General features: G+C 70.6%; 19 protein-coding genes. 10 read left to right on the top strand and 9 right to left on the bottom strand.

Annotated features, from left to right (window positions below; all coding sequences use genetic code 11):
- Position 1 precedes the first annotated feature (1 nt).
- The 3 genes from IF64_RS26095 to IF64_RS0113870 all read right to left on the bottom strand — a co-directional run bounded on the left by IF64_RS26095 (position 2) and on the right by IF64_RS0113870 (position 2789).
- On the bottom strand, positions 2-1249 hold the full coding sequence (locus tag IF64_RS26095; RefSeq protein ID WP_051757838.1) for a putative T7SS-secreted protein: 1248 nt from the start codon (positions 1247-1249) through the stop codon (positions 2-4).
- A complete protein-coding gene (locus IF64_RS0113875; RefSeq protein WP_030532519.1) occupies positions 1246-1641 on the bottom strand; it encodes a hypothetical protein in 396 nt (131 codons plus the stop codon). The genes IF64_RS26095 and IF64_RS0113875 overlap by 4 nt, the downstream gene beginning before the upstream one ends.
- 134 nt (positions 1642-1775) lie before the next feature.
- Positions 1776-2789 (bottom strand): LacI family DNA-binding transcriptional regulator, encoded by a 1014-nt coding sequence (locus IF64_RS0113870; protein WP_030532518.1) that lies wholly within the window; start codon positions 2787-2789, stop codon positions 1776-1778.
- 194 nt (positions 2790-2983) lie between these two features.
- Here IF64_RS0113870 and IF64_RS0113865 point away from each other — a divergent pair, with 194 nt between their 5' ends.
- Genes IF64_RS0113865 through IF64_RS0113830 form a run of 8 tightly spaced genes read left to right on the top strand, consistent with a single transcriptional unit; the run spans position 2984 to position 10134 of the window.
- Entirely contained in the window at positions 2984-3838 is an 855-nt protein-coding gene (locus IF64_RS0113865; RefSeq protein ID WP_030532517.1) for a BtpA/SgcQ family protein, read from the top strand.
- Positions 3835-4743, top strand: coding sequence for a carbohydrate kinase family protein (locus IF64_RS0113860; RefSeq protein ID WP_030532516.1), 909 nt, complete (start codon positions 3835-3837; stop codon positions 4741-4743). The genes IF64_RS0113865 and IF64_RS0113860 overlap by 4 nt, the downstream gene beginning before the upstream one ends.
- The gene (locus IF64_RS0113855; RefSeq protein WP_030532515.1) at positions 4740-5750 is read left to right on the top strand and encodes a substrate-binding domain-containing protein; all 1011 of its coding nucleotides are present in this window, start codon (positions 4740-4742) and stop codon (positions 5748-5750) included. The genes IF64_RS0113860 and IF64_RS0113855 overlap by 4 nt, the downstream gene beginning before the upstream one ends.
- A complete protein-coding gene (locus tag IF64_RS0113850; protein WP_084705851.1) occupies positions 5750-6595 on the top strand; it encodes an ATP-binding cassette domain-containing protein in 846 nt (281 codons plus the stop codon). The genes IF64_RS0113855 and IF64_RS0113850 overlap by 1 nt, the downstream gene beginning before the upstream one ends.
- Entirely contained in the window at positions 6592-7620 is a 1029-nt protein-coding gene (locus IF64_RS0113845) for an ABC transporter permease (protein ID WP_030532513.1), read from the top strand. Before IF64_RS0113850 ends, IF64_RS0113845 begins: the two co-directional genes overlap by 4 nt.
- Positions 7617-8696 carry a phosphotriesterase family protein gene (locus tag IF64_RS0113840; protein WP_030532512.1) on the top strand — a complete coding sequence of 360 codons (1080 nt, stop codon included), beginning with the start codon at positions 7617-7619 and terminating at the stop codon, positions 8694-8696. Before IF64_RS0113845 ends, IF64_RS0113840 begins: the two co-directional genes overlap by 4 nt.
- Positions 8681-9505: a glutamine amidotransferase gene (locus tag IF64_RS0113835; protein WP_030532511.1), complete on the top strand. Its 825-nt coding sequence runs from the start codon at positions 8681-8683 to the stop codon at positions 9503-9505. Before IF64_RS0113840 ends, IF64_RS0113835 begins: the two co-directional genes overlap by 16 nt.
- Positions 9502-10134, top strand: a complete 633-nt coding sequence (locus tag IF64_RS0113830; protein WP_030532510.1) for a TenA family protein — start codon at positions 9502-9504, stop codon at positions 10132-10134. The genes IF64_RS0113835 and IF64_RS0113830 overlap by 4 nt, the downstream gene beginning before the upstream one ends.
- 101 nt (positions 10135-10235) lie before the next feature.
- Here IF64_RS0113830 and IF64_RS0113825 read toward each other — a convergent pair whose 3' ends face one another.
- A complete protein-coding gene (locus IF64_RS0113825) occupies positions 10236-10700 on the bottom strand; it encodes a PPOX class F420-dependent oxidoreductase (protein ID WP_030532509.1) in 465 nt (154 codons plus the stop codon).
- Positions 10701-11360: 660 nt separating this feature from the next.
- Here IF64_RS0113825 and IF64_RS27675 point away from each other — a divergent pair.
- Complete coding sequence (locus tag IF64_RS27675; RefSeq protein ID WP_030532508.1) at positions 11361-12239, top strand: transglycosylase SLT domain-containing protein; 879 nt, start codon at positions 11361-11363, stop codon at positions 12237-12239.
- A 181-nt stretch (positions 12240-12420) separates the two neighbouring features.
- Here the strand turns inward: IF64_RS27675 and IF64_RS0113815 are convergent, their stop codons facing one another.
- Positions 12421-13269 (bottom strand): SAM-dependent methyltransferase, encoded by an 849-nt coding sequence (locus tag IF64_RS0113815; RefSeq protein WP_030532507.1) that lies wholly within the window; start codon positions 13267-13269, stop codon positions 12421-12423.
- Between the two features lie 107 nt (positions 13270-13376).
- Positions 13377-15056, bottom strand: a complete 1680-nt coding sequence (locus IF64_RS0113810) for a CHAD domain-containing protein (protein WP_030532506.1) — start codon at positions 15054-15056, stop codon at positions 13377-13379.
- 234 nt (positions 15057-15290) lie between these two features.
- Between IF64_RS0113810 and IF64_RS0113805 the strand changes: the two genes are divergently transcribed.
- Positions 15291-16082: an aldo/keto reductase gene (locus IF64_RS0113805; RefSeq protein ID WP_051757851.1), complete on the top strand. Its 792-nt coding sequence runs from the start codon at positions 15291-15293 to the stop codon at positions 16080-16082.
- Here IF64_RS0113805 and IF64_RS0113800 read toward each other — a convergent pair.
- The 3 genes from IF64_RS0113800 to IF64_RS0113790 are packed head-to-tail and all read right to left on the bottom strand — an operon-like array spanning position 16069 to position 19404.
- On the bottom strand, positions 16069-17232 hold the full coding sequence (locus IF64_RS0113800; protein ID WP_051757837.1) for an acyl-CoA dehydrogenase family protein: 1164 nt from the start codon (positions 17230-17232) through the stop codon (positions 16069-16071). The genes IF64_RS0113805 and IF64_RS0113800 overlap by 14 nt on opposite strands.
- Positions 17222-18271 carry an acyl-CoA dehydrogenase family protein gene (locus tag IF64_RS0113795; RefSeq protein WP_030532503.1) on the bottom strand — a complete coding sequence of 350 codons (1050 nt, stop codon included), beginning with the start codon at positions 18269-18271 and terminating at the stop codon, positions 17222-17224. Before IF64_RS0113795 ends, IF64_RS0113800 begins: the two co-directional genes overlap by 11 nt.
- Positions 18268-19404, bottom strand: a complete 1137-nt coding sequence (locus IF64_RS0113790) for an acyl-CoA dehydrogenase family protein (protein WP_030532502.1) — start codon at positions 19402-19404, stop codon at positions 18268-18270. Before IF64_RS0113790 ends, IF64_RS0113795 begins: the two co-directional genes overlap by 4 nt.
- Between the last annotated feature and the right edge of the window lies 1 nt (position 19405).

The raw sequence follows: 19405 nt of genomic DNA, 5'->3' as shown, positions 1-19405 counted from the left end.
GTCACCACCCGCTGAAGTCACGCAGCATCGAGCCGACCGAACCCGCCGCGCCGGAGACCGAGTCGGCGACCTGCCCCGGATCGACGGCGACCTCGCCGCCCACCTTGCCGCCGAGGCCGACGGCCGCGCCGATCGACCCACCGACGTGGAACTTGCCGTCCTCGCCCATGCCGAACTGCAGCCCACCTTCGGCCCCTGCTCCGGCCCAGCCTTCGGCGTTCACGCCTGCCGAGATGCCGGCGATCTCGATCCCGGCGTTCGCGTCGGCCCGAGCACCGGCGAACGCGTCGCCGCTGACGTCGAGGCCGGTCCAGCCGAGGTTGGCACTGGCGTTCGCGGCCGCCTCGACCGCGGCGTTGGCCTGGCCGGTGGCGCTGCCGACCGGTCCGATGTCGAGCGAGCCCTCCGCACTGCCGCGGGCCAGGTGCGCCTCAGCACCCGCGCTCGCGGACGCTCCCATCGGGTCGATCGAGGCGTCGGCATTCGCGCTCGCGCCGAGTACCGAGCCCTGCACCGAACCCTGGCCCGCCACCAGCCCGTTGTCGAAGGACCCGCCGAGTTCGCCCTCGGCGACGCTGACCCCGGCCTCGCCCTGCCAACTCGCGCTCGGCAGTTCGATGCCGAGTGTCTCGATGAGTCCCGCGACGGGGTTCTCCTTCAGGGCCTGATCGCCGCCGAAGCTCTTGTCGAACCGGCGTTCGTTGATCGCCTCGCGTTCGAATCCCCGGTTGTAGCCGCCTTGGCCGTCCGGCTGCAGGCCGAGTTTGGCCGCAAGCTGCCCGCCGACGGACTCCACCCTGGCCCGCGCGTTGTCGAGCACGGCCTGCGCCTCGGCCAGCAGCCCACCACCGGGGTCGTTCGGCGCGGCGGGAGCTCCGGGCGCCTGCGCCTGGGCCAGCGCGGCCGCGGCGCGTTGTGCGGCCTGGGCCTGGGTGTGCATCTCGATGGCACGCTGCGCCTCCCCCTGCGCCCAGGTGAGCACGTCGGCGTAGTCGGCGAGGGTCTGTCCCCCACGAGCCACCGTGTCGACGAGCCCGAGCCACTTCGGCGGCTCGGCGCCGAACGCGTCCCGGAAGACGTTGCTCGCCTCGCCGATCCAGTTCGCCGGATCGATCCTGCCGAGCATCCCGCCGACCTCACCGACGGCCGAGAGGTTGCCCACGACCCCGCGCAGGTCCTCGGCGATCTGCTGCGGCTGCCCCGGAATCAGCTGTGCCGGATCGGTCGTTTCCCCCAACTGCGCCGTCATCGGGCACCCCCGTCCAGCACACTCGCGATCCCGCCGCCGATTCCGCCGCCGGAGAACGGCGCCCCGGGCGCGGAGGGTGCCGCGGGCGCGGCCGGTCCCTGTTCCACCACACCCTGCAGGCCGGAGAAGACGTCGAGACCTTCCTGCTCCTGCTCGAGGTAGCGGCGCGCCGCGTCGATCAGTCCGCCGCCGTGTTCGTCGGCCTTCTCCTGTAGCCCGCGCAGCTGAGCACCGACGTCCTCCATGAACCGGCCCCACGCCTGCGCCACACCCTCGTGGCCGTAGTCGCCGCCCGGCCCGCGCCACATCACGCCCGCGACCTGCTCGACCGTCTCGGCGATCTGGCCTGCCGTCGCGCGGAGTTCGTCGGGCACCGACCCGAAACCCGTCATCGCCTGAGCCCACCCCTGGTATCGACCTTCGGGCGCCGATGCGCCCCGCCTGCGTTGCGCGCGATGCTGCCGCACGGCGGTGGTCTTCCGGTGGTACGCGCGTGGCGCCCGCACTCGGCCCGTGGCCGCGGTGCTCAGTTGCCGCGCGTGCTGGAGCGCACCACGAGCTTGGGCACGAGCGCGACGTGTGCCGCGTCGCGGGGCGTGTCCGTCCCGTTCGCGGCATCGCCGAGGAGCCGCACCGCCTCGGCGGCGATCCGATCGGTCGGCTGCGCGACGGTCGTCAACGGCGGTTCGGCGAGCCGGGTGAACTCGATGTTGTCGAATCCCGTGATCTGGGTCCGCTCCGGCACGGGGACCCCGTGCATGCGACACGCCCTCGTGGCGCCCAGTGCGATGAGGTCGTCGGCGCAGACGAGCGCGTCCGGCAACTCCCCCTGCTCGAGCAACGTCGCGACGGCCCGCTCTCCCCAGTCCACACTGTACTCGCCCAGCTGTATCCACTGTGGATCGACGGTGAGTCCGAGTTCCTCGGCGCGCCGGTGGAATCCGGTGTGCCGCAGTTCGCTCGACGAGTTGGTCAGCCGCGCGCCGAGATAGGCGGCAGACCGTGCCCCGCCCGCGTGCACGTGGTCGAGCACCGCCCGCATCGCGGCCAGGTCGTCGACCCCCACCCAGTCGGTGCTGGTGCCGCCGACGAACCGGTCGAGTTGCACGAGCGGGAGACGGTCGGCGGTGCGTTGCACGGCGGGGGCACTGTCGGTGCCGTGGCACGGGCTGACGATGATCCCGTCGACGTTCCTGGTCACCAGCGCCTCCAGCCTGCTCGCCTCCACCCGCGGATCCGACTGGGCGTCACAGAGCAGCAGCTCCTTGCCCTCGGCCCCCAGTGCATGTTCGACGCTTTCGACGAGTGCGGTGAAGAACGGGTTGCGGATACTCGGCACGACCATTCCGACGGTGTCGGTCCTGCTCACCCGCAGCGCCCTGGCGATGGGATTCACCGCGTACCCCAGTTCGCGCGCCACGCGGTGCACCCGCTCGGACACCTCGTCGGAGACCTTGCGGCCGCCGGACAGCGCGCGGGAGACGGTCGCCGTCGAGACGCCGGCCCTGCGCGCGACGTCCGCGATGGTGACTCGCTGCAATCGTTTACCTCCTCTTAGCGGGCGAAACCCGAACTTAATCGGTTCCACCGATATCGACTCAGCCTAAACCATTGACCCGCCCCGAAACCCTGCCTAACGTTCTCCGGCATTCGAGGGCAATCGATTGCACACCTTGCCCGCTCGATTGCCGTAGCCCCGTCCGCGCGCCACCGAGAGAACCGGAGCCTTCACCGATGACCGCCCTCGGCGTATTCCCTCCCAAGCCGAACGCCCTGCGCGAGCTGTTCAGCACCGACAAGGTCGTGATCGGTGTCGTCCACCTGCCCGCCCTGCCCGGCAGTCCGCACTACACGGGTACGCCCCTGTCCGAGATCCGTACCTTCGCCGTCGAGGAGGCACACGCGTACCTGGACGGCGGCTGCCACGGCGTGATCGTCGAGAACCACTGGGACATCCCGTTCCCCAAGCCCGGTGAGCACGGCTACGAGACCGCCGCCGCGATGGGCGTGGTGACCGCCGCGGTACGCGACGCGACCGACGGCGGCGTCGGGGTGAGCGTGCTGTCCAACGCCGCCGAGTGCTCCCTCGCCTCGGCGTGGGCCGGAGGAGCCGGCTTCGTGCGGGTCAACCAGTGGGCCAACGCCTACGTGGCCAACGAGGGCATCATCGAGGGTCAGGCCGCCAACGCCACGCGCTACCGCAGCCGGATCGGCGCGGGCCCGGTCAAGGTGTTCGCCGACGTGCACGTCAAGCACGGAGCGCACGCCATCGTCGCCGACCGCACCCTCGCCGAGCAGACCGAGGACGCGGAGTTCTTCGACGCCGACGTGCTGATCGCCACCGGATCGCGCACGGGCGACGCCGCCGCGGTCGACGAGGTCACCGGCATCAAGGAGCACACGAGCCTGCCCGTGGTGATCGGGTCGGGCATCAACGCCGGCAACATCGGCGAGCTGCTGCCCGCGTGCGACGGCGTCATCGTGGCCTCCTCGGTCAAGGACAACGGACGCTGGTGGGGCCGCGTGGACGGCGCCAAGGTGCGCCAACTCACCGCGGCCGCCGAGAAGGCCGGTGCGGTCCTGCCATGATCGTGTTCTGCGGATACGCCAACAGTGACGTCACCGTGCGCGTGCCCTCGTTGCCCACCCCGGGTGGCCGCGTGCAGGCCACGGCGCTCGAGCGCGGCGACGGCGGCATGGCGGCCAATGCGGCGGTCGCCGCCGCGCGGCTCGGCGCCGACGTCCGGTTCGGCGGCGTCGTCGGCACCGACGCGCTGTCGGCCGCGTTCCTCGAAGCGCTCGAGGCCGACGGGATCGACGTGCGGCCCACCCGCACGGACGGGCGGCTGACCACGGCGATCGTGTTGCTGACCCCGGACGGGGAACGGGCGATCATCAGTCAGGACGACGACCTGGGCGTGGCCGACATCGCCGAGCACGCGGCGCTCGCCGGCACCGGATGGCTGTGCCTCGACGGGTACCGCTTCCCCAACGCCGCGAACGTGCTGCCGGCCTCGGCACACGTGGTCGTCGACCTCGACGGCTGCGAGACCAGGCGCGCCGCGCTGTCCGCCCTCGCGGTCGCCGAACACGTCGTGCTCGGCGCCGCCCAGGCACGCACCCTGCTCGGCGACGACGCGGCGTGCGCGGTACTCGCGGCCGACCACGGCACCCATCTCGTACTCACCGACGGCGGACGCGGCGCGACCGTGTTCGCCCCCGGCGAGCCGCCGCAACGGATCCCCGCCATCGAAGTGCCGGTCGTGGACAGCACGGGGGCAGGTGACTGCTTCGTCGGCGCATACGTGTCCGAACTGGCCGGTGGCCGCACGCCGATCGCCGCCGCCCGGTTCGCAGCCATCGCGGCCGGACTGTCGTGCACCCACGCCGGGGCGCGCGCCGGACTTCCGCACCGCGCGGCGGTGCAGTCCTTTCTCGACACCGGTTCGGCCGGACCCGGGTCCGGTCTCGGCGCGAAGGAGCCAACACCATGAGACGCACGCTGATCGCACTCGCGGCCGCCACGCTCGTGCTCGCGACCACCGCCTGTGACGTCGAGGCCCGCCGGGAGATGGCCGCCGAGGCCAAGGCGCAGCAGCAGGGCCCTCCGCCGCCCTCCGAGGTGACCGACTCGTGTGAGATCGACGGGGGCAAGCCGAAGATCGGCATCGTCCCGATCAACCTGCAGGCGCTGTTCTTCAACCAGATCAACAGTGGCGCGCAGCGCATCGCCTCCGAAGCCGGCGCCGAGGTGCAGATCGTCAACGGCGACGACGACTCGCAGAAGCAGGCCAACGCGATCGACGATCTCGTGGCGAGCGGATTCGACGCGATCATCGTCGACGCGGTCGACACCGACGGCATCCGGCCCGCGATCCGCAGGGCCGATGCCGCGGGGGTCCCGGTCGTGGCCGTCGACGCCGTGGTGGACGACCCGGCGGTGTCGGCCCAGGTCGGTACCGCCAACGTCGAAGGTGGCGCCCAACTCGCCGACACCCTGCTCGAACTGACGGGCGGCGAGGGCGACGTCGGCGTGGTCAGCGCGCTCAACAGCACGGTGCAGCTGGAGCGGCAGAAGGGCTTCACCGACCGCGTCACCGAGGGCGGGATGCGCATCCGCAACGTCGTCGACGGACGCAACATCCAGGAGAGCGCGCAGACCGTGGCCGAGAACCTGCTGACCGGCAACCCCGATCTGCCCTACGCCTACGCCACCGGAGAACCGGCGCTGATCGGCCTCGCCGCCGCGGTGACCAGTCAGCAGCGCACGGACGACATCGACGTGGTCGGGTGGGACCTGTCCGCGCAGGCGGTCGACGGCCTGCGCGCGGGGTGGATCAAGGCGGTCGTTCAGCAGAACACGTTCGAGTTCGGCCACGAGTCGATGAACGCGGCGATCGATCTGGCCTGCGGACGGCAGGTCGACGCGGACATTCCGGTACCCACGCAGATCGTCACGCCCGACAACGTGTCCGACTACCTCTACTACCTGGAGCAGTGATGGACGGCGACACGGCAACATCCCAGGACACGGCACCGGCATCCGAACAGCCCGAGTCCGAACATGACAAGTCCGGGCAGAACACGTCCGGGCCGGAGCTGGTCAGGCTCGAGGGCATCACCAAGTCGTTCGGTGCGGTGAAGTCGCTGCGCGGGGTGGACCTGCGGCTCGGCGAAGGTGAGGTGCTCGGTCTCGTCGGGGACAACGGGGCGGGCAAGTCGACCCTGATGAAGGTGCTGGCGGGCGCGATCCGGCACGACACGGGACGGATCACCGTGGCCGGCAAGGACGTGCGGTTCCACAGTCCCGCCGATGCGCGCGCCGAACACATCGGCATCGTCTACCAGGATCTCGCGCTGTGCGACACGCTCGACGTCGCCAGCAACCTGTTCCTCGGCCGCGAACCCAAGCGGGGCCCGTTCGTCGACCGCAGGGAGATGCACCGCCAGGCGGCGGAGATGCTGTCCACATTGCACGTACGGGTGCGCTCGACGTACCAGGAGATCGGCGAACTGTCGGGCGGACAGCGGCAGGCGGTGGCGATCGCGCGCGCCGTGTCGTTCAAGCCGAAGGTGCTGATCCTCGACGAACCGACGGCCGCGCTCGCGGTGGCCGAGGTCCGGCAGGTGTTGCGCATGATCCGGGAGGTCGCCGCACAGGGTGTCGGCGTCATCCTCATCACCCACCGACTGCAGGACCTGTTCGAGGTGTGCGACCGGATCACCGTGATGTACGAGGGCCGCAGCGTCGACGACGCCGACATCGCCGAGCTCGACATCGAGAAGCTCGTCGGGCTCATCACGCGGGCCGACTCGTCCGACGCCGATTCCGAGGAGGCCGCATGACGACGCAGGTGGCGGGAACATCGACAGCCGCCGACCGGGATCTGGCCGCGCAGCCGTCGTGGTGGCAACGGGTGAACAAGGCGACCGTCGCGATGCTGGGTGTGACGGTCCTGTTGTTCCTCGGGTTCAGCCTGGGCTCGTCGAACTTCCTGACGTTCGGCAACATGTCGAACCTGGCGACGCAGGTGGCGATCACGCTCATCGTGGCGATCGCGATGACGTTCGTGATCACCACCGGGCAGATCGACCTGTCGGTGGGATCGACGGTCGCGTTCGTGGCGGCGTTGACGGCGGAGTTGCTGCAGGCGGGACTGGACTCGTCGGTGGTGATCCTGCTCGGCCTCGTGGCGGGTCTGTTCTGGGGTTCGGTCAACGGATGGCTGTCGGCGTACCAGAACATTCCGCCGTTCATCGTGACGCTGGCCGCGATGTCGATCATCCGCGGCATCGCGCTGCTGTGGACGGAGGGCTTCTCGGTCCCGATCGACCGGAGGTTGTTCGTCGCCGAGATCGGCGAGGCGGAGTTCCTCGGATTCTCCGCGCTGGCCTGGATCGCGCTGGCGACGGCGATCGTGGGCGGAATCCTGTTGTCGCGGATGCGGTTCGGCAGGTACGTCAACGGGATCGGCGCGCAGGAGGAGTCGGTCCGCAGGGCGGGGGTGAACACCCGCAGGATCAAGATGATCACGCTGATGCTCACGGGCCTGGCAGCCGGCGCCGCGGGCATTCTGACCGCCGCCCGGCTTGGCTCCGGCTCGGCCAACTCCGCGGAGGGTTTCGAGCTCACGGTGATCGCGGCGGTCGTGCTCGGCGGCACGAACCTGTTCGGCGGCCGCGGCACGATCGTGGGCACCGTCATCGGCGCACTGATCACCGGTGTGATCGCCAACGGCTTGACGCTGATGGGAGTGAGTCCGTTCCTGACACCGATCGTCACCGGACTCGTGCTGATCGCGGCCATCTGGATCAACCTCAGGGGCCGGTCGATCGCGGACCTCGTCGCGCACCTGACGAGGCGGACATGACCGGGGTACGCACGGTCACCGGCACGGTGCCGTCCTCGGAGCTCGGCCTGACCCTGACCCACGAACATCTGCACAACGACGTGCGGCGGGCGGTCACCCCACCGTCCGATCCGGACCTGGCGTGGCTACGCGATGCCGACACGAGCGCCGACATCGCCTGGCTGTTGCGCGAGCATCCGTACTCTTGCCTCGACCACTGCACGCTCGACGATCCCCGGCCGGTGGCCGACGACCTCGCGGCGTTCGCCGCGGCCGGCGGCGGCACCGTCGTCGACGTCACCCCGCCCGGGCTCGGGCGCGATCCGCGGGTGCTGCGGCGGCTGTCGGAACAGACCGGGGTGCGGATCGTCATGGGCTCGGGCTGGTACCTGGAGCGGTTCCACCCGTCCGATCTGTCCACACGGGACACCGAGGAGCTCGCGGCTTCGCTCGTCGAGGAGTTCCGCAGCGGGGTCGACGACACGGGCGTGGCGCCGGGCGTGATCGGCGAGATCGGCGTCTCCCCAGCCTTCACCCCTGCGGAGCGGCACGCGCTGCGTGCGGCCGCCCTGGCCCAGCTCGAGCTCGGGGTTCCGCTGTACGTGCATCTGCCGGGGTGGCAACGCCGGGCGCACGAGGTCCTCGACGTCGTGCTCGACGAGATCGGGGTACCTCCGGCCGCCGTCGTGCTGTGTCACATGGATCCCTCCGGCGGCGACGTCGCCTACCAGCGGGCAGTCGCCGACCGCGACGTCTGGCTCGAGTTCGACATGATCGGCATGCCGTTCCGCTACCCCGGCGAGGGCCAGTCGCCCGCGCCCGCGGACACGGCGCGCGCGGTGGCCGGACTGATCGCCGGCGGCTTTGCCGACCGCGTACTGCTCAGCCACGACGTGTTCCTCAAGAGCATGCTCACCGTCCACGGCGGCAACGGCTTCCGCTACGTGCCGACGCTGTTCACCGACCGGCTCCACGAGCTCGGCGTGCCCGCCCACACCACCGACGACCTGGTGCGTGCCAACCCGGCACGCCTGTTCGAGACCGCATCATCCACCGACCCGCAACGAAGGGAGCCGCACACGTGGCACGGGTACTGATCGCAGGCGAAAGCTGGATCACGCAGTCCACGCACATCAAGGGGGTGGACTCGTTCACGACCAACTCGTACGTCGAAGGGGTCGGGCCGCTGCGCACGGCGCTGACCGCGCGCGGACACGAGGTCACGCACCTGCCCGCGCACCTGGTGCCGTCCCAGTTCCCCGGTGATGTTGCGGCGCTGGAGGCCTACGACGTCGTCGTCCTCTCCGACATCGGCGCCAACTCCGTGCAGCTGGCCCCGTCGGTGTTCGAGGGCGCACGCCCGGGTACCGACCGGCTCGCCGCGGTGCGCGACTGGGTCGCCGCGGGTGGCGGCCTGCTGATGGTGGGCGGCTACCTGTCGTTCACCGGATTCGAGGCCAAGGCCGCCTACCGCAACACGGTGCTGCACGAGGTGCTGCCGGTGGAGCTGCTCGCCGAGGACGACCGGGTGGAACTGCCCGCGGGCGCTCGCGCGCGGGTGACCCACGCCCACCCCGCGCTCGGCGAGCCCGGTGCCGCAGGCGCTGGGGGTAACGGAGACGCCGGGGGTAATGGAGACGCTGGGGGTAACGGAGACGCTGTGGGTGCCGTCGGCGCCGAGTGGCCTCCGCTGCTCGGCTACAACCGGGTACGCCCCCGCGAGTCCGCCGAGGTGCTGGTGACGATCGGCGACGACCCCCTCGTCGCGGTCGGCGGCTACGGATCCGGCCGCAGCGCCGTGTTCACCTCGGACTGTTCACCGCACTGGGCCCCGGCCGAGTTCTGCGAGCAGTGGGCCGGATACGGCACGGTCTTCGGCGGCCTCGTCGACTGGCTCGCGGGGTGAGTCGCTCCGAACGGCTGCTGGCGACCTGCGAACCGGCGCTCGACCGTGCGCTGGCGATGCGGTTCGTGCGGGAGGTACACGACGGCACGATCGGCGACCAGGCCTACGCGCGCTACCTCGAGATCGAGGCGGACTTCGTCGCGACCGCGGCGCGGCTGCACGGACTCGCGGTCTGGCACGCGCCCCACTGGCAGGCCGTCACCCGCAACGTCGAAGCGTTGCACGGGCTGACCACGGAACAGACCGCGTACTTCGCCGACGCACGACGGCGGTGGCCGGTGGCCTCCACCCTCGGTGACGAGGGCAGGCGTGCGGCCGCGGTGCTGTCCGACTACGCGCTGGCGGCCGCCGAGGACGGTGGCTACGCGGCGGTGACGACGGTGATGTTCGCCGCGGAGACGCTGTACCGCGCGTGGTGCACCCGCGCGCACCAGACGGGCACGCCGCCATCGGGTCCGGTGGCCGACTGGGTGGCGTTGCACGCGCGCGACCCGTTCGTCTCCGGTGTCGACGCACTCGCCGCGGCGGTCGACGAGATCCCCGTCGACGTGCCCGACGAGCGCCTCGCCGCCTGGTTCGCCGGCATGCTGGACGCCGAGATCACCTTCCACGACGCGGTGTACCGGTAGTAGGCGGGCGCGCGGATGCGGCGGCCCCGACGAGCGATCGCACACACGAGGGCCGGGCGGTGTCCCAGCACCGCCCGGCCCTCACGCATGCTCGGCTGCCGTCAGTCGTCGGCCAGTTCGGGAGGGAACCCTCCCGTGGCGATCGGACCCCAGTCGTCGATCGTGATGCGCAGTAGCGACTTGCCCTGACGCCGCATGGCCTCGCGGTACTCGTCCCAGTCGGGGTGTTCCCCGGAAATACAGCGGAAGTACTCGACGAGGCCGTCGAGCGCGTCGGGCATGTCGAGCACCTCGGCGGTGCCGTCGAGCTGCACCCACGCGTCGTTCCACTCGTCCGACAGGACGCAGAGCGACACCCGCGGCTCGCGCCGTGCGTTCCGTGTCTTGGCCCTGTTCGGGTAGGTGGAGACGACGATGCGGCCGCTCTCGTCCACCCCGCAGGTCACCGGAGACAGCTGGGGCCGGCCGTCGGCGCGTGTCGTCATGAGCACGGTGCGGTGTCGGGGACGGAGGAACTCCAGCAGCGCGTCGCGGTCGACGCGTTCGGCGGTGGCGATACGTGGCACGAACTGCCTCCCAGGGCGGGTCGTCTTCGGTGGAACCGTCCGCACTCTAGCCCGGCGTAAGGCCACCCGCCCGGGCGATACGGTGGGGAACACGACGCCGCGAACGGCCCGTTCACCGAGATCGAGAACAGCACAACGCTGCGGGACGGTAACCTCGTAAACCCACACCGGTGAACACATGAACCCCAACGGTGATTCTTTTTCTCGCCCGTGAAATGTCTTGACCAATTCGATTTCGCGAATCATGAACGGCGTCGTTCACGTTGCGTATCCGGTGATCACGCAGCGAAGTGGGGGCGACACGCCGAGGCATCACCCGTATTGACGATATGCGACGAGTTGCCCACTTCATGTGTTGATACTGATATCGATAACAGGATAACGGCAGGTCAGAGCCCGCTTGACGACAAAATCACGGCTTTCTGATAGCGTCGCCGAGTTGCCTGGCATATGTCCAGGAAAGGCGATCTGCGCCTCCTTAAACCTTCTTTTGCGAAATGATCTGTGTTCCACGACACCGGTTCGTGACATCTCCGTTGCCGTTTCGTAATCTCTGAGGAGGCGCCGCGACAACCCCGCGTGTACCCCAGCACGGTCGCGACGCTGCCGACTCGGAACCCCGACCGGTCGGCACGCCAAACCAATAAGGAGAACCACCCCGTGGAGTGGAACGACATCCCCCGAAACGCGAAGAAGATCTTCGCGCGGAAGACCCTGACCCCGAGCTCCCCGAAACTCAACTCCTCCTCCCTGAAGGAAGGCGCCCGCGGCTACGCGGCCGTCGGCCTGCTGGCGACCGCGCTCGCCGGTGTCGTCGGCCAGGCGGCTTTCGCCGACACGGACGTCGACCCGGCCGCCTCGACCGAGCGCAGCAGCCACGACACGGCCGCCGAGAACGCTGCCGTCGTCCGCGCACACAGCCACTTCGGTGTGGCCCAGCTCGGCGAGAAGGCGCAGGAGTCCGACTCCGGCCAGCAGGCCCGATCCGGCGGTGAGAGCGGCAACAACCGCACCGGCGGCCAGGGCGACCAGGGCAACCAGGGCGCACAGCAGGCCCAGCCCGCCCAGGACAACGGCGGCAACAACCGCACCGAGGGCCAGGGCGCCCAGCAGGCCCAGCCGGCGCAGCAGAACCAGCCGGCCCCGCAGCCGAAGCCCGCACCGCAGCCGCAGCCGCAGTTCGACCAGGTCGACCGCTGGATCAACAACGCGATCGACATCCTGCGCAACAACAACGTCCCGGTGGGCTACGACCTGCGCGACGAGATCCGCACGATCATCGAGAAGGAGTCCAGCGGTGACCCGCGGGCCATCAACCTGTGGGACAGCAACGCCGCGAAGGGCATCCCGTCCAAGGGTCTGATGCAGACCATCGACCCGACGTTCGACGCCCACAAGCTCGCCGGGCACGACGACATCTACAACCCGGTCGACAACATCATCGCCGGTGTCCGCTACACGCTGGACCGCTACGGCAGCTTCGACGAGCACCCCGGCCTGTCCTCGATGGCAGGCGGCGGTGACTACCAGGGGTACTGAGCACGCGGCTCAGCCCATCGGATCCGCAAGCTGCATCCGACTCGGTCTCATCGGGCCGTCCGGAGATTCGCCTCGAGTCTCCGGACGGCCCGCTCGTGTGTGCAGCATCCCGGAACGCAGGCAGGATCCACGGAACGCAAGCACGGGCCCGGAGCGCAGGCGGTGTCGCCGAACGTGAAGGTCAGGGCTTGCGGCCGAGCCCGACGACACCGCTCGCGGCGGCCGGGTTGGCCCGGAACTCCTCCGACGCGGGCGACTCGCGCAGTTCGGGGCGCCACTCCGGGGTCCACGTGATTCCCGGTTCGACGAGCTCGAGACCGTCGAAGAACTGCGCGAACTCCTCGCGGGAACGCAGGAACAGCGGCGAGCTGGACCGGGCGTACTGCTCCTTGATCGCCTCCCGCTTGTCCTGCCCCTCGTCCGGCACCCCGTCGTAGGTCAGGTGCGAGGTCAACAGGTACGAACCAGGCTGCAGGCGGTCCATGTAGTCCCGGATGACGCCGTGCGGATCGTCGTCGGGCCCGAAGAAGTACAGCACGTTGACGACGATGAGCCCGATCGGTTTCGTCGGGTCGAGCACGCCGGTGTCGAGCGCCTCCTGCCACACCTTGTCGACGTCGAGCAGATCGGCCTGGATCACGGCGTGCCGCGTGGGGTCTCCCTCACGTTCAAGCAGCACCCGCGAATGGGCCACGGCCACGGACTCGTTGTCGACGTACACGCAGCGGCTGTCCGGGTTCACCGAGTCGGCGATCTCGTGGACGTTGCCGACCGTCGGCACGCCCGAACCCAGGTCGAGGAACTGGGTGATGCCCTGGTCGGCGAGGTACTGCACACCACGGCCGAGGAACTCGCGGCCCACCCGCGCCATCGTGCGCACGATGGGGAACGTCTCGACGGCCTTCGCGCCGAACTCACGGTCGATGGCCCAGTTGTGGGTACCTCCGAGGAACCAGTCGTAGATCCGCGCGGGATTCGGCCGTTCCAGGTCCACGCCCTCGGGCACGGAGTTCGGGTCGTTCGGCGCCATGGCTCCTCCTGGATTCCCCGTACTGAACGCGCGCGTGCGCACGCGAGCCGCTGACGCTCACCCTACCGAGCGACACACACGTACCCCCACCCACTGCCGTGCCGCGATCACGCGACGAGAGCGCCGATGCGTTTGCGCATGTCCTCGCCGAGGAACCGGCACAGCGCCGCCGTCAGCTCGTGGCGCGCCCGTTGTTGATCGACGGCGAAGGTGCCGGCGAGTTCACCCATGGCCAGCAACGTCTCCACGGGAGCCCGGCCGGATTCCGACAGCCGGGCGGCCTGCTCCTTCAGGTCGAGGCTCTGCACCTCACCGTCCTGGAACGCACCGAGGATGTCCTGCAGTCGTTTCAGGCGTTTCACCACCGCGGAGTGCTCGGCGCGCGGACACAACGGTTCGGCGAACTCGAGCAGGTAGCGCAGTTCCTTGCATCGTTTGCGCAGATCGTGCACGTCGTCCGCGGGCGATTCGGGGGTGATCGCGGCCGCGCGCTTGGTCACCTTCTTGGCCGTCGCAACCAGACGTCGCCGCACGAACGCCGCGACGTCCGGGCCCGGATCCGCAGGACCGTCCGCAGCGGCATCGTCCGCACCGGCCCTGCCACCGGACACATCGCCGTCGGACACATCACCGTCGGGCGCACCTGTTCCGGGGGTGTCGTCGCCGGGCACGCGGCTCAGCTCGGCGAGCTCGGCGGTCCAGTCCTGCATCAGCCGGGCGAATCGTTTGGTGCGCAGCGAGCGAACGAGCGCCCGCCGCGCGGTCTCCCGCCGTCGCCGCAGGTCGGCTGCGAACGGTTCGAGATCGGCCGGGTCGGCGGCGACGAGCCTGCGCGTCAGGTCCTCGAAGCCGAGCAGGTAGACATCCAGGTCGCGCACCGGGCTCGTGACCTCGCCGAGCCAGGCGAACTCCCGCGCGTAACGGGTGGTGAGCCGCGTGGGCAGCACGTCGTCGGCGAGTTTGAGCAACGACCGGGTCCGGCGCACCGCCACCCGCAGGTCGTGGAGGTACTCGGTGTCGGTGTCGGCGATCGTGCCGTCGACGGTCGCCTCCAGGGCCGCGGCCTGGGCCCGCAGCGCACGCGCCACCGCGACGCCTGCGGGCAGGTCGGGGGTGATCGCGGGCGGTTCCGGCCGGTCGGGCAGGCCTGCCGCGGCGAGGACGTCGGGGTACGGGTCGGCGGAGGTGGTACGGAAGCGGCCGGAGTCGTGTCTGCGCAACACCTTCCGCACCCGCTTGGCCGCCTTCACCGAGCCCTCCTCGCCGGCAAGGGCGACGTCCACGCGCACGAACGGTTCGATGCGCACGGGCTCGGAGACCGCGGTCTCCCGCCATGCGAGCACGGCCACGGCCGTGCCCCCGGTGTCGTGGACCCGCACGTACCGCGTGACGACGCGGCCGTGGACCACCGGCTGGACCGCCCGGATCCACAATGGACTGTCGACCAGGGTGCGAACCTCGTCGGGGAGCTCGTGGGCCATGGCGGGCCACGACGGCTGCTCGGCGAGTGCCGCGGTCGCCACACCCTTCCCGGAACGCACCGTCAGCGTCCCGGCCCCGGAGCCTCGTTCGTGGGCCAGAACCACACCCTTGCGGTGCAGACGCCAGTCCGCGCTGTCCAGATACGTGATACTGCGCACCCGACGCGGCCCCGGCTCGAGCGAGTAACGCCCGCCGAGTGCCTGGTCGAGCACCGCGACGACCTCGTCGGCATCGCCCCGTACGGCCTCGGCGTCGCAGGTCAGCGCGCCGACGAACGAGGCGTCCCGTGCGATTTCCCTGTCCATAACGCCTCCTTCACCCGACGGAGTTGGCCGACAGGGCCGAACATTGTACGACACCGGCCCGAGGAGCACAGTGTGAACGAGGAGGGGCACGAGACGACAGCCCTCACCATCGCGGCGCCCACGGCGTGCTGCCGCAGCCCCTCTCCCCCCAGACTCACAGGGGCAATCCAGCGAAAGGACAAGGCAGTGACCGAGATCGACATTCCGTCGGTGGAACTCAACAACGGGCAGTCCATGCCGAAGGTCGGCTACGGCGTGTTCCAGGTGCCGCCGCCGGAGACCGCCGTCGCGGTGAAGGCCGCGATCGAGGCCGGGTACCGGAGCATCGACACCGCCACGCTGTACGGCAACGAGTCGGGCGTCGGACAGGCGATCGCCGAATCCGACGTTCCGCGCGAGGAGCTGTTCCTCACCACCAAGCTGTGGAACGACGCCCACGGCTACGACGCCACGCTGAAGGCGTTCGACCAGAGCCTGGCCGAGCTGGGCACCGACTACGTCGACCTGTACCTGATCCACTGGCCCATGCCGAAGGTCGACCTGTACGTCGAGACGTGGAAGGCGTTCGAGCGCATCCACTCCGAGGGCCGCGCCAAGGCCATCGGCGTGTCGAACTTCCAGCCGGCGCACCTCGACCGGCTGGCCGAGGAATCCGGCATCGTGCCCGCGGTCAACCAGATCGAGGCGCATCCCTACCTGCAGCAGCGGGAGGCCCGCGAGTACGACGCCGCCCACGGCATCGTCACCGAGGCCTGGAGCCCGCTGGCGAAGGGCGGCACGCTGCTCGCCGACCCCGCCGTGACCCGGCTCGCCGAGAAGCACGGCCGCACCGCCGCGCAGATCGTGCTGCGGTGGCACCTGCAGCTGGACAACGTGATCATCCCGAAGTCGGTGACCCCGTCGCGGATGGCCGAGAACCTCCAGCTGTTCGACTTCAGCCTCGACGACGCCGACATGGCCGCCCTGGCCGAGCTCGACCGTGGTGAGCGCACCGGCCCCGACCCGGACACGTTCAACCGCCGCTGACGCACCACTCGTCGACGCCGTCACCGAGTCGGTACGCCGTGAGGGCGTCGATGTAGCGCTGCGGTGGGCCGAACAGCGCGGCGCTGCCGTGTGCCCGCTTGAAGTACAGGTGTGCGTCGTGCTCCCACGTGATCGCGATGCCGCCGTGGAGCTGGATCATCTCGGCCGCGATGTGGGTCGAGCTCTCCGAGCAGACGACCTTCGCGACGGCGGCGTCGATGCACGCGGCCTCGTCGTCGGGGCCGGATGCGGATTCGAGCGCGGCGTGACAGGCGGACCGGGCGGTTTCCAGGCGAACGTAGGCATCGGCCAACCGGTGTCCGACCGCCTGGAAACCCCCGATCGGCCTGCCGAACTGGTGGCGCTGGAGCGCGTACTCCACGGTGCGTTCGAGTGCACGTTCGGCGGCGCCGGTCTGTTCTGCGGCGAGCACGGCCAGCGCGTCGGCCCGCAACCGCCGTAGCGCCTGCGGGGTCAGTGTGCCGAGTCGCCGCCCCGGCACACCGCGCATCCGGACGGTCGCCAGTCTGCGGGTCGGGTCGAGGGCACGGGCGTCGGCTCGCTCGACACCGTCGTGACGAGCGTCCACTTCGTACACTCCGACTCGGGCATCGCCTCCGCCGCTGTCGTCGTCGCTGTCGCCGTTGTCGTCGTCGGTGGCGAGGACGACGAGCACGTCCGCAGTGTCTCCGTCGAGGACGTACGAGGCGGCACCGTCCAGTGTTCCGCCGCGATCCCGCATCGGAGGAGCGCACGACCAGTCGCCGTCCACTCCGGACCACACCAGCGCAGCCACCCTCGCTCCCGCCGCAATGTCCGGCAGCAACCGCGCGCACGCGTCCTCCCCGGCCGCGCGGATGATCGCGCCCACGGCCAGCACGGCCGAACCGAGCAGCGGAGTCGGAGTGAGCGCGCGGCCCAGTTCGTGGGCCACTGCACCGACCTCGGCGACGCGTGCCCCGGCGCCGCCGTACCGTTCGGGGACGGCGAGCCCGGCGACGCCGACCTGCCGGCACAGCAACGACCAGACCTCCTCCTCGTAGCCGCGGGGTGCCGCCATCGCGGCCCGCACGTCGGCGTGCTTGGCGAGCAGGCCGCGTACCGCCTCGGCGAGCTCCGCGCGGATCGCCGCACGTTCGTCAGGCGACATCGGTCCCCCTCAACGCCGACAGCAGTCGCCGCCGGTGGTGGTCCGTACCACCCCACGCGCCGGCCAGCGCACGCGTCTTGGTGAGCCACAGCCCGAGATCGTGCTCCGCGGTGTAGCCGACCGCGCCGTGCACCTGCAGTGCGGTGCGTGCCGCCAGCAGCGCCGCCCGGGTGGCGGCGACCTTGGCCGCGGAGGTGTCGCGCACGAGATCGGTGGACACGGCACAACCAGCGGGTCCCGTGCGACCAGCAGGGTCTGTGTGATCGGCAGCGTCGGTGTGGTCTGCGAGAGCCGCCGCGACGGCGGCGCCGTACACCACCGGCCGGGCCATCTCGAGGCGCATCGCCACATCGGCGAGCAGGTGTTTCACCGCCTGGTACGACCCGATCATCCGGCCGTACTGCCGGCGTTGCGCGGCGTACTCGGTGGCCATGTCCAGCATGCGCGCGGCCATGCCGATCAACTGCGCCGACACCCCGAGGACCCCGAACTCGAACGCGTGCGGCCGCGGATCGGCGACCCGCTCGCCGCCGCCCGGGACGGCGAACACCCTGCGCACGGCATCGATCGACGCAACAGGGGTGCCCGCACTCCGCACGGACGGCGTGGTGACCGCCTCGCCGTCGCAGTACGCGACCACGTCGGCGACGTCGGCGTCCAGCGCGCGGGGAACCTCGGGCGGCAAGGCCGCGGTGGCGATCACGTCGCCGGCCGCGATCCGCGTCAGGGTGCCCGGTTCCCCCGCCAACAGCCGCGGCGCGACACCGAGCGTTTCCACCACCGGCCCCGGCACGGCGTGGTAGCCGCACGTCTCCCAGGCCACGACGGCGTCGGCGGGCTCGGCTCCGAGCCCGCCCTGCTCGGCGGGTATCAGCAACGCCCACACGCCGAGGTCGGCGAGCTCCCGCCAGAGCTTGCGGCCCGGATCCGGCCTGCCGGCCGCCCATTCCCTGGCGATGTGCGGCGTGTCGGCCGCGGCCAGCAGATCGCGCAGGCTCGCGGCGAACGCCTCCTGTTCGGGGGTGAGGACGAACGTCATGGGCGCGGCTCCCGGGGCAGTCCGAGTACGCGTTCAGCAATGGTGTTGCGTTGGATCTGGTCGGTACCGCCGTAGATCGGCCCAGCCAGCGAGAACAGGTACCCCGCCACCCACGACCGGTCGACCTCGGCGTCGGGGCCCAGCAGATCGAGGGCCGTCTCGTGCAGTTCGACATCCAATGTGGACCAAGCGAGCTTGTTGACCGACGATTCGGGGCCCAGCTGCCTTCCTTCGGCCAGCCGGGCGGCGGTGCCGAACGTGTAGAGCTGGTAGGCCCGCGCGTCGATCCACGCGTCCGCGACCCGCGGTGCCGCCTCCTCGGGGGCTCCCCGTTCCCGCCACAGCTGCACGAGGCGCTCGGCCGAGGCCAGGAACCGGCCCGGACTGCGCAGGGACAGACCTCGCTCGTTGTTGGCCGTGGTCATCGCCACCCGCCAGCCGTCGCCCGGCTCCCCGATCACGTCGTCGTCGGGCACGAAGACCTCGTCGAAGAAGATCTCGGCGAATCCGGACTCTCCGTCCAGTTGCGGGATCGGCCGCACCGTCACGCCGTCGGCACGCAGGTCGATCATGAGGTAGGTCAGCCCGCGATGCCGCTGCGAGTGCGGATCGCTGCGGAACAGGCCGAACGCCCGGTCCGCGAACGCGGCCCGGGAACTCCACGTCTTCTGCCCGGAGACGAGCCAGCCGCCGTCGGTCCGCTCCGCCCTGCTGCGGAGCGCGGCGATGTCGCTGCCCGCCTCCGGTTCGGACCACGCCTGGGCCCACACCTGCTCGCCGCGGGCCATGGCGGGAAGGATCCGGTCCCGCTGGGCCCCGGTGCCGTGCGCGAACAAGGTCGGCGCGAGCATGAAGATGCCGTTCTGTCCGACCCGGCCCGGCGCGCCCGCGGCGTAGTACTCCTCCTCGAACAGCAGCCACTGCAGCAGGGAGGCGTCGCGGCCGGTGTACTCGGCGGGCCAGGTGACCACCGACAGGCGCGCATCGGCCAGCTTCGCCTCCCATTCCCGGTGGGCGGCGAAGCCCTCCGCCGTGTCCATCGACGGCAGGGCGGACCGAGGCACGTGCTCGGCCAACCAGTCGCGGACCTCCTCCCGGAACACCGCCGAGGCCGGATCGATGTCGAGGTCCATG

The sequence above is a fragment of the Prauserella rugosa genome (genome assembly GCF_000719975.1).
GTDB classification, from domain to species: domain Bacteria; phylum Actinomycetota; class Actinomycetes; order Mycobacteriales; family Pseudonocardiaceae; genus Prauserella; species Prauserella rugosa.
Note: the sequence above shows the minus strand (reverse complement) of the source record. Positions and strands in the feature narration are given on the sequence as shown.

What these genes read in the sequence shown, in the direction of transcription:
- IF64_RS26095 (WP_051757838.1), bottom strand. Translation starts at nt 1,249, where the DNA reads ATGACGGCGCAGTTGGGGGAAACGACCGATCCGGCACAGCTGATTCCG.
- IF64_RS0113875 (WP_030532519.1), bottom strand. Translation starts at nt 1,641, where the DNA reads ATGACGGGTTTCGGGTCGGTGCCCGACGAACTCCGCGCGACGGCAGGC.
- IF64_RS0113865 (WP_030532517.1), top strand. Translation starts at nt 2,984, where the DNA reads ATGACCGCCCTCGGCGTATTCCCTCCCAAGCCGAACGCCCTGCGCGAG.
- IF64_RS0113860 (WP_030532516.1), top strand. Translation starts at nt 3,835, where the DNA reads ATGATCGTGTTCTGCGGATACGCCAACAGTGACGTCACCGTGCGCGTG.
- IF64_RS0113855 (WP_030532515.1), top strand. Translation starts at nt 4,740, where the DNA reads ATGAGACGCACGCTGATCGCACTCGCGGCCGCCACGCTCGTGCTCGCG.
- IF64_RS0113850 (WP_084705851.1), top strand. Translation starts at nt 5,750, where the DNA reads ATGGACGGCGACACGGCAACATCCCAGGACACGGCACCGGCATCCGAA.
- IF64_RS0113845 (WP_030532513.1), top strand. Translation starts at nt 6,592, where the DNA reads ATGACGACGCAGGTGGCGGGAACATCGACAGCCGCCGACCGGGATCTG.
- IF64_RS0113840 (WP_030532512.1), top strand. Translation starts at nt 7,617, where the DNA reads ATGACCGGGGTACGCACGGTCACCGGCACGGTGCCGTCCTCGGAGCTC.
- IF64_RS0113815 (WP_030532507.1), bottom strand. Translation starts at nt 13,269, where the DNA reads ATGGCGCCGAACGACCCGAACTCCGTGCCCGAGGGCGTGGACCTGGAA.
- IF64_RS0113810 (WP_030532506.1), bottom strand. Translation starts at nt 15,056, where the DNA reads ATGGACAGGGAAATCGCACGGGACGCCTCGTTCGTCGGCGCGCTGACC.
- IF64_RS0113805 (WP_051757851.1), top strand. Translation starts at nt 15,291, where the DNA reads ATGCCGAAGGTCGGCTACGGCGTGTTCCAGGTGCCGCCGCCGGAGACC.
- IF64_RS0113800 (WP_051757837.1), bottom strand. Translation starts at nt 17,232, where the DNA reads ATGTCGCCTGACGAACGTGCGGCGATCCGCGCGGAGCTCGCCGAGGCG.
- IF64_RS0113795 (WP_030532503.1), bottom strand. Translation starts at nt 18,271, where the DNA reads ATGACGTTCGTCCTCACCCCCGAACAGGAGGCGTTCGCCGCGAGCCTG.
- IF64_RS0113790 (WP_030532502.1), bottom strand. Translation starts at nt 19,404, where the DNA reads ATGGACCTCGACATCGATCCGGCCTCGGCGGTGTTCCGGGAGGAGGTC.